A 14,628-nucleotide genomic window follows, 5' to 3' on the forward strand; every position below is an offset into this window, starting at 1 on the left:
TCGGCGTGTCGCCGCCCTGGACGCAGAATCAACGCCGGGGGCTGGATTACTGTGTCGGGGCTGCGAACCGGTCGGTGTCGGCCACCGGCTCATCGTGTGGCGTGTGTGCCGCGATCCCGCGGATGTTCTTGTTGGGCCCCCACGGCCGGACCACCTGAGGCCACCAGAACCACTTGCCCAGCAGCGTCGCGATCGACGGCATGAAGAACGCGCGGACCACGAAGGTGTCGAGCAGCAACCCGATCGCCACCGTGGTGCCATACATGCCGATCGCCTTGAGATCGCTGAAGAACATGATGCCCATGGTGGCGGCGAAGACCATACCGGCCGAGGTCACCACGCCACCGCTGCCGGCCATCGCCCGGATATAACCGGTCTTCAGCCCGGCGTGGATCTCCTCCTCGAAGCGGGAGACCAGCAGCAGGTTGTAGTCCGAGCCGACCGCCAGTAGCACGATCACCGCCAACACCAGGGTCACCCAGTAGATGTGCTGACCGAAGATGTGTTGCCAGATCAGCACCGAGATGCCGAAGGACGCGGCGATCGAACTGGACGCGGTGCCCAGGATCACCACCGCGGCCACCAGACTTCGGGTGATCATCATCATGATCAAGAAGATCAACGTCAGCGACGCCACCACCGCGATCATCAGGTCGTATTTGGCGCCGTTACTCATGTCTTCATACAGCGCCGCCATTCCGCCGACGTACACCTTGGCATCCGCGAGAGAGGACTGCTTGAGGGCCTCCTGCGCGGCGATGCGCTCCGGCTCCACGCGGGCAATGCCCTCCTCGGTAGCCGGATAGGTCTGGTGGGTGACGAAGAAGCGTGCCGACTTGCCGTCCGGTGACATGAACAGTCGCAGACCGGTCTGGAAGTCCTTGTTGTCGAAGGCCTCCGCGGGCAGATAGAAGAAATCGTCGTTCTTCGAGTCGTCGAAACTCTGACCCATCATGATCTGGGTGTTGCTCAGATCCTCCATCTGGTCGACGAACGCCGAGAACGTGGAGTGCACGGTCAGCACCAGCCCGCGCATGATCTTCATCGTGTCGACCACGGCCGGCAGCAACTCGACCGCCTGCGGCAGCAAGCGGGCCGTCTTGGTGATGTCAGCGGACAGGTGGTGCAGTTGCTCGGTCAGCTGGTCGACGCCGTCGGTGGTGTCGAAGGTGCTCCGCAGCGCCCAGCACATCGGGATGTCGAAGCAGTGCGGCTCCCAGTAGAAGTAGTTGCGCAGCGGCCGGAACTGGTCATCGAAGTCGGCCAGGTGGTCGCGGATCCGATCGGAGACCTCTACGGTGCGCTCGGTGACCTCGGCGGTGTCGTCGAAGGTCCGATCGACTTCCTGCAGGTAGCCGTACATCTGGATCAGCAACTCGATGTCCTTGTCGAGCTGCTGGGAGATCGTGTCGATGTCCTTGATCCGGTCCTTGAGCGTCTTCATGTTCTGGATCATCAGCTGATTGGACGCACTGAGCTGGAAGGGAACCGAACTGTGCTGCAGCGGAATCCCCAACGGGCGGGTGATGTCCTGGATCATGGCGATGCCGTGCACCCGCATGATGTTCTTGGCGACCCGGTCCAACACCAGCATGTCGGCCGGGTTTCGCATGTCATGGTCCGAGGTCACCATGGTGATGTCCGGGGCCATCCGGGCGGCTGAGAAGTGTTTCTCGGCGGCGGCGTAACTGACGTTGACCGGGGTGTCCTTCGGCAGGTATTTCCGGTCGTCGTAGCCGGGTTTGAAACCCGGCAGCGCGACCAGCCCGATCATGACGACCGCCAGGCTGGCCACCGCGATCGGAGCCGGCCAGCGCACCACCGAGACCCCGGCGCGGCGCCAGAATCCGCCCCGTTTGGCCGCTTTGGGGTCCAGCAGCCCGAAGCTGCTCACCACCACCAGCAGGGCCGGTCCCAGGGTGAGCGCCGCGGCGACCACGACGATCATGCCGACCGAGACTGGGATGCCCATGGTGTGGAAGTAGGGCAGCCGGGTGAAGTACAACACCGCCGACGCTCCGGCGATGGTCAGCCCGGACCCCAGCACCACAGGGGTGACGCTGCGCACGGTGGTGTAGTAGGCGTCGATCCGGTCCTCGCCGGCCAGCCGCGCCTCGCGGTAGCGGCCGATTAGGAAGATGCCGTAATCGGTGCCGGCGGCGATCGCGAGCATCACCATGATGTTGACCGCGAACGTGGTCAAACCCATCACGTTGTTGAACCCGAGGAACGCGACGACGCCGCGCGCGCAGATCAGTTCCAGCAGCGTCAGGAACAGCTGGGTCAGCATCGCCGAGATGGACCGGAAGACGATCAACAGCATGATCGCGATCGCGGCGATGGTGAACAAGGTGATCTTGACCAGGCTGGCGTCGCCGATCTCGCGCAGATCCGCGGTCAGCGCTGCCGGACCGGCGACGTAGGCCTGCACTCCGGGCGGGGCGGGGGTGTCGTCGATGTGCTTGCGGACCGCTTGCACCGAGTCGTTGGCCTCGGTCATGCCCTGGTTGCCGACCAGGTTGAGCATGATGTAGGCGGCTTTGGCGTCGGAGCTCTGCACGCCCGCGGCGGTCAGCCGGTCACTCCAGAAGTCCTGCGCGTGCTCGACGTGCTCCTTGTCCGCGACCAGCTTCTTGACGATCTCGTCGTAGTAGTGGTGAGCGTCCTCGCCGAGCTCGTCCTCGCCGACCACGACCATCATCACGGTGCTGTTGGACTTGTATTCCTGGAAGTTCTCGCCGACGAGCTGACTGGCGATCATCGACGGCGCATCCATCGGTGCCAGCGGGGCAGAGTGCTCCTCGGAGATCACTTCCAGCTGGGGCACAAGCACATTGACCAGGACGGTGAGCACGATCCAGGCGATGATGATCGGCACCGCGAAGATCCGCAGCATGTGCGCGAAGAACGGCCGCTTGACGTGCGGCTCCTGGTGTTTGTCGAGCTGCGCCCGGATCCGTTTGATCATCCGGACTTCACCAGGCAGAAGGTCTGGGCGTTGAGTCCGGTGGCGCGTCGCTCGTCGAGTAGCCGGTCGTCGATCTTGATCCGGCAGCCGATCTCACCGGTGTTGCCCTGCACGATCATGTTGGCCTGCACAGCGGGAAGCACGGTGACGACGGTGTAGGACCACGGCAGCGGTACGTCGTTGAGTTGATGGACGTTGGCCTCGGCGTCCCAGTAGTTGATGTCGGCGCGGGTGCCCGGCGGGCCGAATGCCTCGTAAGCCACGTACTTGGGGTTGAACTGCACGATCTCGATGCCCGCGCCGGCGTGGGGGTTGAGGTCCTGCGAGGCGAACACCTTGTGCAGCCGGCTCACGATGACGCCGGATATGAAGATGACCACGATAAAGACCAGCGGAATCCAATGCCGTTTGAGTATTGCGGCGATCGGGATCCTCTTCATACCACCGCCTTCCGCTGATCGATATTGCGGTCGAACGCCGGCAGCGGACACTTTGTTCCGGCCTCGCCCGGACTCGTCGAAGGCTGCCGCGAATTTCGCCCTCGGGCAGCATAACCTTCGTCTGACTAACGATCGCAATGGGTGCGCACCCCGGGCGTGCCGATTCCCAAGTCCCCGGCGGGGCGGCAGCGTTGCCGGCGTTTCAGTAGCATGGCCGCTGATGCACGGTCTGGTGAATGGCGTCCGATTCGGCGCAGTGGTCATCGTAGTAGCGCTGGCGCTCGCCAGTTGCAGCGGAAACGGCAGGTCCGGCGCGAAATCGGCGGAGTCGACCACCGCGGGGGCGTCCTGGTCGCGCCCGGATGCGCCGCCGGATCCCCGGACCCTGCTGACCGCCGGTGACCTCGCCATTTCCCAGGTTCCGTCCAGCGTGCTGATCTTCATCGAGAGCGAAACCAACGACGCCGGCACCTGGAAGGTGCGGGTGGTGACCCGCGACGGCACCGAACGGCAACTCAAGATCGGATCCGACGGGGTGTCGGTGCTGGTCGGCCCGACTGTCACCGATGACAGCGACGCCGACAAGGCCAAACGTCGCGCCAACCTGGACGGCGCCCGCCTGGACTACCGGGCCGCGGTGAACAAGGTGCTGACCGCGGTGCCCAATGGCTCGATCACCGAGCTGAGCCTGCTCGACATGAACGGCACCGTGGTGTGGGATGCCGACGTGTGGGACACCGAACTGGTCGAACACGACGTCACCATCGATGCGGCGTCGGGGGCGATCACCACCAACCGGCCGGTCTGATTCGACGGTCCAGCTCGGCTAACCGCCGGTGTAGGCCAGTCCAGCCGCTCAGCTGGCTGGGGCTGATTCGGCGGTCCAGCTTCGCCTCTCCTTCGTCAAGGCTCGCTAACCGCCGGAGCGGCCGGTGATCGGCGGCAGATCGGCCAGTGTGATGATTCCGGGCGCGGCCGCAACCACCGCCGGCACCGCGTTGGTCACCGGCATGGCGGTGTAGATCGAGCCCAAGCCGTTGAAGTTCGGCTCGTTCCAGTCCTTGGGCGGCAGGCAGTTGATGACGGTGCGCATGTTCGGCAGCCCGAATACCTGGATCACGTGGCCGTGCGCCACCGGCTTGGGCGGGGCGACATGGCTGCCCATGATCCAGTTGAACCCCACGCTGACGACATTGCGCTCACCGACCCAGCCGCGGTGGTAGCCGAAGACGCTGCCCACGGTTCCGGCCGGGATCTTCATGAAGCCCAGGTCGCTGTCGCCGGTGGCGGCGGTGAACTGCACGTCGAAGGTGATCTTGTCCAGCTTTGCGCCGATCGCGTCGGCCATCATGGCCGCGGACTCGGCGAACACCTCGCTTTCCCGGCGGACGCTCTCGGCCAGGCCGGGGGTGGCGGGATCTTGGGCGAATCCCATCGCCGCCATGGTGGCCGCGGACTCATACGTCGAGCAGTCCACCGATTCGGTGATTCGGATCTCGTCGACCCGTTCGCACGCTCCCGACAGCACCATGCCGACCATGTTGGTCAGTCCGGGATGGGCGCCACTGCCGAACATCGTGGAGTTCCCGGCTCGGCAGGCGTCCTCGATGCGCTTGCGGTCTTGCGGGGTCTGCTTGCCGCCGGTGATCCAGGCGGCCGTGGAGCACACGTTGATCCCGGCTTCTAACAGCCGAACCAACTCGTCGATGCTTGGCCACAGCGGGTTGTAGCAACAGGCGTCCGGCTTCAGCGCGATCAGGGCGTCGATGTCGTCGGTGGCGGTGACCCCGGTGGGTTCTGGCAAGCCGGCCAGCGTTGCGGCATCCACCCCGACCTTGTTCTTGCCGTGGGCGTAGACGCCGACCAACTCCATGTCGGGACGGCCGATGATGGCGTGCAGCGAACGCTGCCCGATGTTGCCGGTGGTCCATTGGATGACGCGCAGCGGTGTGCTCATGGCTCCACACCTTATTGGGATGCGGCGCGCCGCCGGTTGTGGCACCGTCGAAGTCCGTGACCGAGGTGACCGTGCGGACCGCGCAAGACGACGACTGGCCACAGCTCGCGCTGTTGGAGGCCGCCGGCTTTGGATCGTTCCCGCATCCGCAGCAAGTCGAGGCGCTTCGCACCATGGTTCCGCCCGACGGCGCGGTGGTGGCCTGCGACGGCGGCGAGGTGATCGGCGTGGCGTTCTACCTCGACCTGCGGCTCACCGTCCCCGGCGGCGCGGTGCTGCCGGCGGCCGGCATCAGCGGAGTGGTCGTCGCGCCCACCCACCGCCGGCGCGGTGTGCTGCGCGCCATGTACGTCGAATTGCACCGGCGCATCGCTGATTCGGGATATCCGCTGGCGGCGCTGACCGCCAGCGAAGGCGGCATCTACGGGCGGTTCGGTTACGGCCCGGCCACCGTCGACCAGGAGCTGACCATCGACCGGCGGTTCGCGGTGTTCCACCCCGACGCACCCGACCCCGGCGGTGTCCGCCTGGTCCGGGCCGGTGATCACCGCGACGAGTTCGCCGCGATCTACGACCGTTGCCGCGAGCGCACCCCCGGCGGGCTGGTGCGCCCGACTGCGCTCTGGGACGACCTGCTCGCCGACCGGGAAGGCGACCGCGACGGGGGCACCGCGTGGATGGCGCTGCTGCACCCGCACGGTTACGCGCTGTATCGGGTGCACGGCACGACGTCTAAGACGGTGCGGGTGGCGGAGCTGCGGGCGGTGACCGCGGAGGCGCACGCCGCGCTGTGGCGGGCGCTGCTGGGCATGGATCTGATGCAGACCGTCGTCATCGGCACCTACCCCGACGATCCGCTGCCCTACCTGCTGACCGACACCCGGCTGGCCCGTACCACCGCACGCACCGACGAGGGGTGGCTCCGGCTGATGGATGTAGCGGCCGCGCTGCAGGCCCGCAGCTACGCTGCGGAGCTGAGCGCCGTTGTGGATGTGTCCGACGGGTTCCGCGGCGACGGTGGCCGGTTCGCGCTGGACATCCGCGACGGCCGGGCGCAGTGCACTCCGACCGACGCGCCGGCGGACGCCGAACTGGATCTCGACGTGCTGGGCAGCCTGTACCTGGGCACCCACCGGGCGACGGCGCTGGCCGCGGCGAACCGCTTGCGGTGCCGACAGCCCGGGCTGGCATCGCGGCTCGACGCTGCTTTCGTCAGCGCTGTGCCGGCTCAGCTCGGCTTCTTCTTCTAAAGCCGCTACAGCTTGGCCAAGTCGTAGTTGCCCAGGTTGCCCATCAGCGTGTGCAGCTGATCCTGCGATGAGCCCAGGGTGTGTTCGATCGCGGTGAGCCTTGCCGCGTAGTGGCCGACCGGGTACTCCCAGGTCATCCCGATCCCGCCGTGCAACTGGATGGCTTCCTGGGAGATGTGTCGCCCGGACCGGCCGATCTGCAGCTTGGCGCGTGCCGCGATCACCGGGTCGAGGTTGCCGTCGGCGATCGACATGGCCGCGTACAGGCTCATGCTGCGGGCCATCTCCAACGAGACGTACATGTCGGCGGCACGCTGGGTGAGGGTCTGGAAGGTGCTGAGCGTGACCCCGAATTGCTTGCGCGTCTTGAGATAGTCGGTGGTCAGCCGCAGTGCCTCTTCCATCACGCCCACCGCCTCGGCGCACAGCGCCGAGGAGATGCGGACAATGGCGTGCTCGATGGCCGTGCTGGCGTCGGTGGGCTCACCGAGCGGGGTGGCTGGCGTGTTGGCCAAGTCGATCTGGGCGCCGCGTCGGCCGTCGAAGGTGCGGTAGGGCTGGCGGGACAGGCCGTCAGCGCGTCCGTCGACCAGGAACAGTCCGGTCCCACCGTCCGGCAGGGCGGCGCTGACCACCAGGGTGTCGGCCCGATCCCCGGTCAACACCGGGTTCTTGCATCCACTCAGCTGCCATGAATCGCCTTGCCGCACAGCCGCAGTGGCCACCTGTCCGTGCTGCCCGCGGGTGCCCGGCTCGGTGTGGGCGAACGCCAGGATCTGATCGCCCTCGGCGACCGCTTCGAGCAGTTCGCGCTGCCGCGCGTCGCCGCGTTCGGCGATCAGCGCGCCCGGCCCCAGCGCTCCATGCACGACGGGCTCGGGGGCCACTCGCCGGCCGATCTCGGTGAGCACCACCATGATCTCCAGTGGGCCGGATTCGTCGGGGTCGAATCCCAGGCCGAGAATGCCGGTGTTGGCCAGTTGTTTCCACACCTGCGGGTTGAAGCCGGGATCGGCGTCGACGACCTGATTGCGGGTCTCGGTGTCGTAGCCCGACAGCATCGAACGGGTGGTGTCGCGGAGCAGGACCTGCTCGTCGCTGAGTTGGAAGTCCATGACCGTCGTACCTCCTACAGGCCCAGAATGGTGGACGCGATGATGGTGCGTTGCACCTCGTTGCTGCCGCCGTAGATCGACGTCTTGCGGTAGTTCAGGTAGGTCGGCGCGGCGCGCTGCGCCCACTCCGGAGAGGCGATGCCCTCACCCGCTCCGAACGGCAGCACGTCCGGACCGGCGAGTTCGACGAAGAGTTCGGTGACCGCCTGCTGCAGTTGGCTGCCGCGCAGCTTGAGCACCGACGACGCAGGGTTGGGCTTGCCGTCGGCGGAGTCACTCGACACCCGCATCTGAGTGAGTTCCAATGCCAGCAAGTCGTTTTCGATCTCCGCGAGCCGCGCCGCGAACAGCGGGTCAGTGAGTGCGCCGAGCTCCTTGGCGCGTTGCTTTACCTCGGCGAGCCGAACCTTGGTGCGGGTCACCCCGGCGATCCCGGTGCGCTCGTTGCCCAGCAGGAACTTCGCGTAGGTCCAGCCGTGGTTCTCCTCGCCGACCAGCTGATCGGCGGGCACTCGCACATCGGAGAAGAAGACCTCGTTGACCTCATAGCCACCATCGATGAGCTTGATCGGTCGCATGGTGACGCCCGGGGTGGACACCTCGAAAAGCAGGAATGAGATGCCGGCCTGCTTCTTGGGCGCCTGCGGGTCGGTGCGGACCAGGCAGAAAATCCAGTCCGCGTACTGCCCCAGGGTGGTCCAGGTCTTTTGCCCGTTGACGATGTAACTGTCGCCGTCACGCACCGCCGTGGTGCGCAGCGACGCCAGGTCGGAGCCGGCGTCCGGCTCGGAAAACCCTTGACACCACCAGATATCGAGATTGGCGGTGGCGGGGAGGAAGCGTTCTTTGATGGCCTGGGAACCGAATTCGGCGATCACCGGGCCGACCATCTTGGCGTTGAAGGTGAGCGGTTCGGGCACCGACGCCAATTGCATTTCATCGAGCCAGATCTGGTGCTGGGTCAGCGTCCAATCTTTGCCGCCCCACTCGACCGGCCAGTTGGGCACCGCGAGACCGTGTGCATTGAGGATCTTCTGGGTGGCGACGATATCGTCGGGAAAGATCGAGTGGCCCTGCCGGCTGCGTTCCCGGATGTCCGCCGGGACCTCGGTGGTGAAGAAGGCGCGCATCTCGTCGCGGAACGCAGCCTCCTCGGCGGTCAGTGCCAGTCTCACGTCGGCCTCCCGGTGGGTGGGTGAACACAGGTTGATATGCACCCTAATCGGAACCCGCCTCGGGGCGCGGGGGAAGGTGCGGTCGCGTCCCGGAAACCAGGTGGAACCGGTGAACGCAGGCGCTACCGCGCGTTTTTGTAGGCTAGCGGTCATGAGACGGTCGCTCGTCGTACTGTGTGTCCTGCTCTTTTGCGCGGTGTCGTGTTCGGCGGAGGCGGCCGAGGAATCCCGGCCCACGCCGATCGCTTCGCCCCAGCAGGCCCCGCCCGCGCGGCCGGCCGCGCACATCGGGCAGACGTTGGACCTGATGCGCATCGGCGGGCAGAAGATCGCGGTGACGTTGACGGAGATCATCAACCCGGCCACGGTCCCGAACGGCTGGGGTGAACCCGGCAAGACCTACATCGCGACCAAACTGCGGATCGAGAACGCCGGAACGACGACCATCGTCGGCAACAGCAACAGCGACGTCTCGGTGATCGGTTCGGACCACCAGAGCTACCAGGCCGATTTCGCCACCGTGACCGAGTGCCAGGACTTCGCCTACGGCTGGTTCCTGCTCGCCGCCGGCTCGTCGAGCACCGGTTGCGTCGTGTTCGCGCTGCCCTCCGGGGTCACCGCGACGAAGGTGCGCTATGCACCGTCCTCGGGTATCTCCCATGACGTCGGGGAGTGGGTGACCCGGTAAAGCGTGGGCGCGATGCTGAGGCCGTAAGGCTCCGTTGCCTCGACTGTGCGGTTTGGTCGCCGAAATCGCGATGTTGCGACCGGAACCGCACACTCGGCCGCCGCGCGCAGCCCTCGGTAATGAGATTGCGCCGCGCCAGCTGGTCATTCAGGGGTAGCCCACCCCGACCAGGGTCCGGCCCGGCGGCGGTGGTCGCCGACCGCGAGCGCCGGTGACCAGATTGCCTTCGCGCGCCCTGTCCAGCCGATGCTGGTTGTCGCGGCGCCGGTTGGCTCGCCCGCTGGCGAAGACCATCACGGGTTTCTGCACAACCGTGCGTTGATCCACAATTTTTGCCCCGACCCGCTACTGAGCCGGTAGCGCTGCCGGGAGCAGCACCTACCGTCGGCGCATGGCACCAGAACTACCCGGCCAGCGACTGCAGCGTCGCCTCGGCCTGCTGCCCGCCCCCGATCGCAGCACCGACACCCCCGAACCGGATGACGACGCCGACCCGAACTCCTTGCTGCCCCGCTGGCTGCCCGACGGCACGGCCGACACCGGTTGGCTCGCCAAAGTGCGGGCTGACCCGGGCCGGGCCGGGGCCATCACCCTGGCGGTGATCGCCGCGGTCGCGGTGCTCGTCACGGTGTTCACCGTGCTGCGCGATCAGCCCGCACCGGTGCGCAGCGCCAAACTGCCTCCGGTGGAGATGGTTTCGACCGCCAGCCCGCGCGCGGATGAACCCGCCGGGGCGCCCGCGGCGTCCGGCGCCGACCAGGTGGTGGTCAGCGTCGTCGGGTTGGTGCACAAGCCTGGGCTGGCGACGCTGGCGCCCGGCGCCCGGATCGCTGATGCACTTACCGCTGCCGGCGGAGCCCTTGACGGTGCGGACACGCTCGGGTTGAACCTAGCCCGCCCCCTGGTCGACGGCGAACAGATCGTGGTCGGGCTGGCGCCCCCGTCTGGACCGCCGGTACTCGGCAGCTCGGTCGGCGCGCCGTCGCAGGCCCCCGAGGCTCCACGGACGAGCACCGCGTCGACGACGGCGCCGGCCAAACCAGAACTCAAACCCGGTGAACGGGTCAACCTCAACACCGCGACCGTCGAACAACTTGACGCGCTGCCCGGCGTCGGGCCGGTCACCGCGGCCGCCATCGTCGCCTGGCGCGAGACGCACGGCAAATTCGCCGACGTGGACCAGCTCGGCGACGTCGACGGAATCGGCCCGGCGCGCCTGGAGAAGCTGCGTGCCCTGGTCCGCGTCTGACGGTGACCCCTACGGCGGCCGCAGCAGCACCGGCCCGGCCGGACGTTCGGCTGGTGCCGGCCGCGCTGATCGGCTGGTTGGTCACCGCGGCGGGCATCCAATGGCAGATCGGCGGCACGCTGGCAGTGTTGTGCGCCGGGCTCGGCGCCTTATCGGGTGCGCTGGGGTGCTACGGCGCGCGGATGCGGCGGCCCGGTTGGCGGCTGGCCGGTGCGGCTCTGGCAGCGGCATCGACAGTGGGGGCAGGGTTCGGGTGGGCGGTCGCGCTGCGCACCGACGCGGTCAGCGCCCACCCGATCACCGCCGCGTTCGGCCGCACCGCCGCGGTGACGGTCAACCCCAGCGAGAGTCCGATGCAGGTCGGCGCCCGCCGGGTGATGTTGCGGGCCACCTTGCAGCGCCTTGATGGTGCCCAATCCTCCGGTCGGGTAGTGGTTTTCGCATCCGGCATGGAATTCGGCGAGGCGATGGTCGGTCAGCCGATGGCGTTCCGCGCCAAGATCGCCCGCCCCACCCGGCGTGACCTGACGGTCGCGACGCTGACCGCCTCCGGGGAGCCCACCTGGGGCCGGCCCGGGTTCATCGCCCGATCGGCTCATCAGGTGCGTGCCCGCTTTGCGGCCGCCGCCCGGCGAGTGCTGCCCAGTGAGCAGGCCCGGATGCTGCCCGCGCTGGTCCTCGGGGATACGTCGGCGATCACCGCTGCCACGGGGCGCGAGTTTCGGGCTGCGGGTTTGACGCACCTGATGGCGGTCTCGGGTGCGAATGTGACCATCGTCTGCGGCGCGGTGTTGTATTCGGCGCGCCTGGTCGGGCCGCGGGCCGCGGCGGTTCTGGCCGGGTTTGCGTTGCTGGCGTTCGTGATCGTTGTGCAGCCGACGGCCAGCGTGTTGCGGGCAGCGGTGATGGGGGCGATCGCGTTGCTCGGGGTGCTGTCGGCGCGCCGGCGCCAGGCGGTTCCGAGTCTGGCCACTAGCGTGTTGGTGCTGCTGGCACTGGCCCCGCACCTGGCCGTCGATGTCGGTTTCGCGTTGTCGGTGGTGGCCACTGCGGCGCTGGTGCTGATCGCACCGGTCTGGTCAGCCCGGCTGGTGGCCCGTGGCTGGCCGAAGCCGCTGGCCGCCGCCGTCGCCGTGGCCTGGGCCGCCAACCTGGTCACCGCGCCGCTGATTGCCGGTATCTCCGGCCGGCTCAGCCTGGTCAGCACGCTCGCCAACCTGGCGGTGGCGGTGCTGGTCGCCCCGATCACCGTGCTGGGTAGCGCGGCGGCGGTGCTGTGCGGATGGTGGCCGGCGGCCGCCGAGCTGTTGATCCGCTTCACCGGGCCCGAACTGTGGTGGGTATCCCGGGTTGCGCATTGGAGCGGCGGGTTTCCCGCCGCCACCGTGCCCGTGCCCGCAGGGATGGCGGGGGTCGTCGGGGTGAGCGCCGCCGCATTGCTGATCGTGCTGTGCTGGCGGTGGCGGTGCTGTCGGCGGGTGCTGACCGCGTTGGCGCTGTGCCTGCTGGCCTGGTCGGTCTCGGAGGTGTTGACCGGCTGGGCGGGTGTCGGGGCTGCGTGACACGATTGGCGGGTGAGCCAACCGGTTTCGCCGCTGCATCTGATCCTCGGCGATGAGGAACTGCTGGTCGAGCGGGCGGTTGCGCAGGTCCTGGCGGAGGTACGCGCCCAGTCCGGCAGCACCGACATCCCGGTGGACCGGTTGCGGGCCGGTGAGGTCGAGGCGGGTGAGCTCGCCGAGCTGCTGAGTCCGTCGTTGTTCGCCGATGAACGCGTGGTTGTGCTGGAAGCCGCCGGCGAGGCCGGCAAAGACGCCGTGGCCCTGATCGGATCGACGGCCGCCGACGTCCCGGCGGGCACCGTGCTGGTGGTGGTGCATTCCGGTGCCGGGCGCGCGAAAGCGCTGGCCGGCCAGCTGCAGAAACTCGGCGCCCAGGTGCACCCGTGCGCCCGGATCACCAAGCCCGCCGAACGCGCCGACTTCGTTCGTGCCGAGTTCCGCCGGCTCAAAGCCAAGGTCGACGACGCCTGCGTCGCGGCGCTGCTCGACGCGGTGGGCTCCGATATCCGTGAGTTGGCCTCAGCCTGCTCGCAACTGGTCGCCGATACCGGCGGGCACGTCGACGCCGTCGCGGTGCGCCGCTACCACAGCGGCAAAGCCGAAGTGAAAGGTTTTGACGTCGCCGATCGGGCCGTAGTCGGCGACGTCGAGGGTGCCACCGAGGCGCTGCGCTGGGCGATGATCCGCGGCGAACCGCACGTGGTGCTGGCCGACGCGCTGGCCGAGGCGATCCACACCATCGCCCGGGTCGGGCCGAAGTCCGGTGACCCCTACCGGCTGGCCGGCGAATTGGGCATGCCGCCTTGGCGGGTGCAGAAGGCCCAGAAGCAGTCCCGGTATTGGTCGCGGGAATCGGTGGCTGCCGCGGTGCGGCTGGTGGCCGCCCTCAACGCAGATGTCAAAGGCGCTGCAGCCGACGCCGACTACGCCCTAGAAGCCGCGGTCCGTCAGGTCGCCGAGTTGGCCGCGCGCTAACGGGTGCCGAGCAGAGACGAACGCCCCCAGATTCCGACCGGAATGGGGGCGCTGGTGTCTGCTTGCGCGGGGATCAGAGCTTGTTGAGGGCCTGCGCCAGCGCCGACTTCTTGTTGGCGGCCTGGTTCTTGTGGATCACGCCCTTGCTCGCGGCCTTGTCCAGCTTGCGGCTGGTCGCCACCAGCAGCTCGCCGGCCTTCTCCTTGTCACCGGCCTCAGCGGCCTCACGGAAGGCGCGGATCGCGGTGCGCACCGCCGACTTCACCGACTGGTTGCGCAGCCGGGCGCGCTCGTTGGTCCGGTTGCGCTTCACCTGCGACTTGATGTTGGCCACGGAGTAGTTCCTTCGCAAAAGCTTGAGTTGGGTTCGCCTCCCGACGCGGGGGCAACGGCTGTTCAGGTTACCAGCTGGGCTGTCAACTCCCCAACTTGGCCCAAACGGCCGTCCCTCTGCTCAGCCTCCGACAACTACCTGGTGCAGGTCGTCGCCGAGCTCGATCGGCCCGTCGAACTCCGCGGCCGCCAGCGCGCGCCACTGATCCTCCTGCCCGGGCGCGATGGCGGGCACGTAATGGGTCAGCACCAGCGTGCCGACCCCGGCGCGCTGGGCGGTCGCGGCGGCTTCGGCCACCGAGGAGTGGTAGTCGCAGATGTCGCGGATCCGCTGCTGGGGCAGTGCGGCGATGAGGTCCTTGCGGATCACGGTGTGGACCAGCGCGCCGGCGCCGGCGGCCAACTCATCGAGGCTGGCGCAGGGCACGGTGTCCCCGGCCAGTACCACCGAAGCACCGGCGTGTTCGATCCGGAACCCGATCGTGGGCGTCACCGGCCGGTGATCGGTGGGCGCCACGGTGACCTGCACGCCATCGCGATCCCACACCGGACCGGCGGTGTGCTCGTGGACCTCGACCGGAGGAGGTGCCGTCAGGTCGGCGTGGTGGGCGATCCGGTAGCCGATGTCGTGCCCGAACGCCCGCAGCGTCGCCTCCACGACGTCTGCTGTGCCCGGCGGGCCGATGATCGGCAGCGGCGCGGGGTCGGGTGTAAACGTGGTGACCCACCGGGTGATCAGCAGGTCACCGAGGTCGGCGATGTGGTCACTGTGCAAGTGGGTGAGCAGCAGCGCCGACAGCGTGTTGGCCGACGCCCCGGCGGCGGCCAGGCGCTGCAACACCCCGCGCCCGCAGTCGATCAGCAGCGCCTGACCGCCGGCCCGGATCAGGGTTGACGGTCCGGCGCGGTCGGGGTC

At 68.0% G+C, this 14,628-nt stretch carries 14 protein-coding genes; 6 read left to right on the forward strand and 8 right to left on the reverse strand.

The window, feature by feature from the left end; all coding sequences use genetic code 11:
- Positions 1-46: 46 nt before the first annotated feature.
- Together A5694_RS07935 and A5694_RS07940 are read right to left on the reverse strand one after the other, a co-directional pair.
- The gene (locus tag A5694_RS07935; protein WP_064921281.1) at positions 47-2,968 is read right to left on the reverse strand and encodes an RND family transporter; all 2,922 of its coding nucleotides are present in this window, start codon (positions 2,966-2,968) and stop codon (positions 47-49) included.
- The gene (locus A5694_RS07940; protein ID WP_064921282.1) at positions 2,965-3,408 is read right to left on the reverse strand and encodes an MmpS family transport accessory protein; all 444 of its coding nucleotides are present in this window, start codon (positions 3,406-3,408) and stop codon (positions 2,965-2,967) included. Before A5694_RS07940 ends, A5694_RS07935 begins: the two co-directional genes overlap by 4 nt.
- Before the next feature lie 220 nt (positions 3,409-3,628).
- On the opposite strand from A5694_RS07940, the gene A5694_RS07945 reads away from it, so the two are divergent.
- Complete coding sequence (locus tag A5694_RS07945; RefSeq protein WP_064921283.1) at positions 3,629-4,216, forward strand: PepSY domain-containing protein; 588 nt, start codon at positions 3,629-3,631, stop codon at positions 4,214-4,216.
- 105 nt (positions 4,217-4,321) lie between these two features.
- On the opposite strand, the gene A5694_RS07950 is transcribed toward A5694_RS07945, so the two are convergent.
- On the reverse strand, positions 4,322-5,365 hold the full coding sequence (locus A5694_RS07950) for an NAD(P)H-dependent amine dehydrogenase family protein (protein ID WP_064921284.1): 1,044 nt from the start codon (positions 5,363-5,365) through the stop codon (positions 4,322-4,324).
- 56 nt (positions 5,366-5,421) lie between these two features.
- On the opposite strand from A5694_RS07950, the gene A5694_RS07955 reads away from it, so the two are divergent.
- Positions 5,422-6,615, forward strand: a complete 1,194-nt coding sequence (locus A5694_RS07955) for an enhanced intracellular survival protein Eis (protein ID WP_082952573.1) — start codon at positions 5,422-5,424, stop codon at positions 6,613-6,615.
- A 5-nt stretch (positions 6,616-6,620) separates the two neighbouring features.
- Here the strand turns inward: A5694_RS07955 and A5694_RS07960 are convergent, their stop codons facing one another.
- Together A5694_RS07960 and A5694_RS07965 are read right to left on the reverse strand one after the other, a co-directional pair.
- Positions 6,621-7,730, reverse strand: a complete 1,110-nt coding sequence (locus A5694_RS07960; protein WP_064921286.1) for an acyl-CoA dehydrogenase family protein — start codon at positions 7,728-7,730, stop codon at positions 6,621-6,623.
- 14 nt (positions 7,731-7,744) lie between these two features.
- Positions 7,745-8,905, reverse strand: a complete 1,161-nt coding sequence (locus tag A5694_RS07965; RefSeq protein ID WP_064921306.1) for an acyl-CoA dehydrogenase family protein — start codon at positions 8,903-8,905, stop codon at positions 7,745-7,747.
- A 151-nt stretch (positions 8,906-9,056) separates the two neighbouring features.
- Between A5694_RS07965 and A5694_RS07970 the strand changes: the two genes are divergently transcribed.
- Positions 9,057-9,593 (forward strand): DUF4352 domain-containing protein, encoded by a 537-nt coding sequence (locus A5694_RS07970; protein WP_064921287.1) that lies wholly within the window; start codon positions 9,057-9,059, stop codon positions 9,591-9,593.
- A 147-nt stretch (positions 9,594-9,740) separates the two neighbouring features.
- On the opposite strand, the gene A5694_RS24000 is transcribed toward A5694_RS07970, so the two are convergent.
- Complete coding sequence (locus tag A5694_RS24000) at positions 9,741-9,902, reverse strand: hypothetical protein (protein ID WP_165605194.1); 162 nt, start codon at positions 9,900-9,902, stop codon at positions 9,741-9,743.
- A gap of 82 nt (positions 9,903-9,984) precedes the next feature.
- On the opposite strand from A5694_RS24000, the gene A5694_RS07980 reads away from it, so the two are divergent.
- The 3 genes from A5694_RS07980 to holA are packed head-to-tail and all read left to right on the forward strand — an operon-like array spanning position 9,985 to position 13,379.
- On the forward strand, positions 9,985-10,842 hold the full coding sequence (locus A5694_RS07980) for a ComEA family DNA-binding protein (RefSeq protein ID WP_064921289.1): 858 nt from the start codon (positions 9,985-9,987) through the stop codon (positions 10,840-10,842).
- 2 nt (positions 10,843-10,844) lie between these two features.
- Complete coding sequence (locus A5694_RS07985) at positions 10,845-12,404, forward strand: ComEC/Rec2 family competence protein (protein WP_064921290.1); 1,560 nt, start codon at positions 10,845-10,847, stop codon at positions 12,402-12,404.
- Positions 12,405-12,416: 12 nt separating this feature from the next.
- Entirely contained in the window at positions 12,417-13,379 is a 963-nt protein-coding gene (holA, locus tag A5694_RS07990) for a DNA polymerase III subunit delta (RefSeq protein ID WP_064921291.1), read from the forward strand.
- A gap of 73 nt (positions 13,380-13,452) precedes the next feature.
- Here holA and rpsT read toward each other — a convergent pair whose 3' ends face one another.
- Positions 13,453-13,713, reverse strand: coding sequence for a 30S ribosomal protein S20 (rpsT, locus tag A5694_RS07995; RefSeq protein ID WP_064921292.1), 261 nt, complete (start codon positions 13,711-13,713; stop codon positions 13,453-13,455).
- A 120-nt stretch (positions 13,714-13,833) separates the two neighbouring features.
- Positions 13,834-14,628, reverse strand: a 795-nt coding sequence (locus A5694_RS08000; protein ID WP_064921293.1) for a ribonuclease Z, incomplete at its 5' end; no start/stop codon positions are given.

Source organism: Mycolicibacter sinensis (assembly GCF_001667945.1).
Taxonomy (GTDB): Bacteria; Actinomycetota; Actinomycetes; order Mycobacteriales; family Mycobacteriaceae; genus Mycobacterium; species Mycobacterium sinense_B.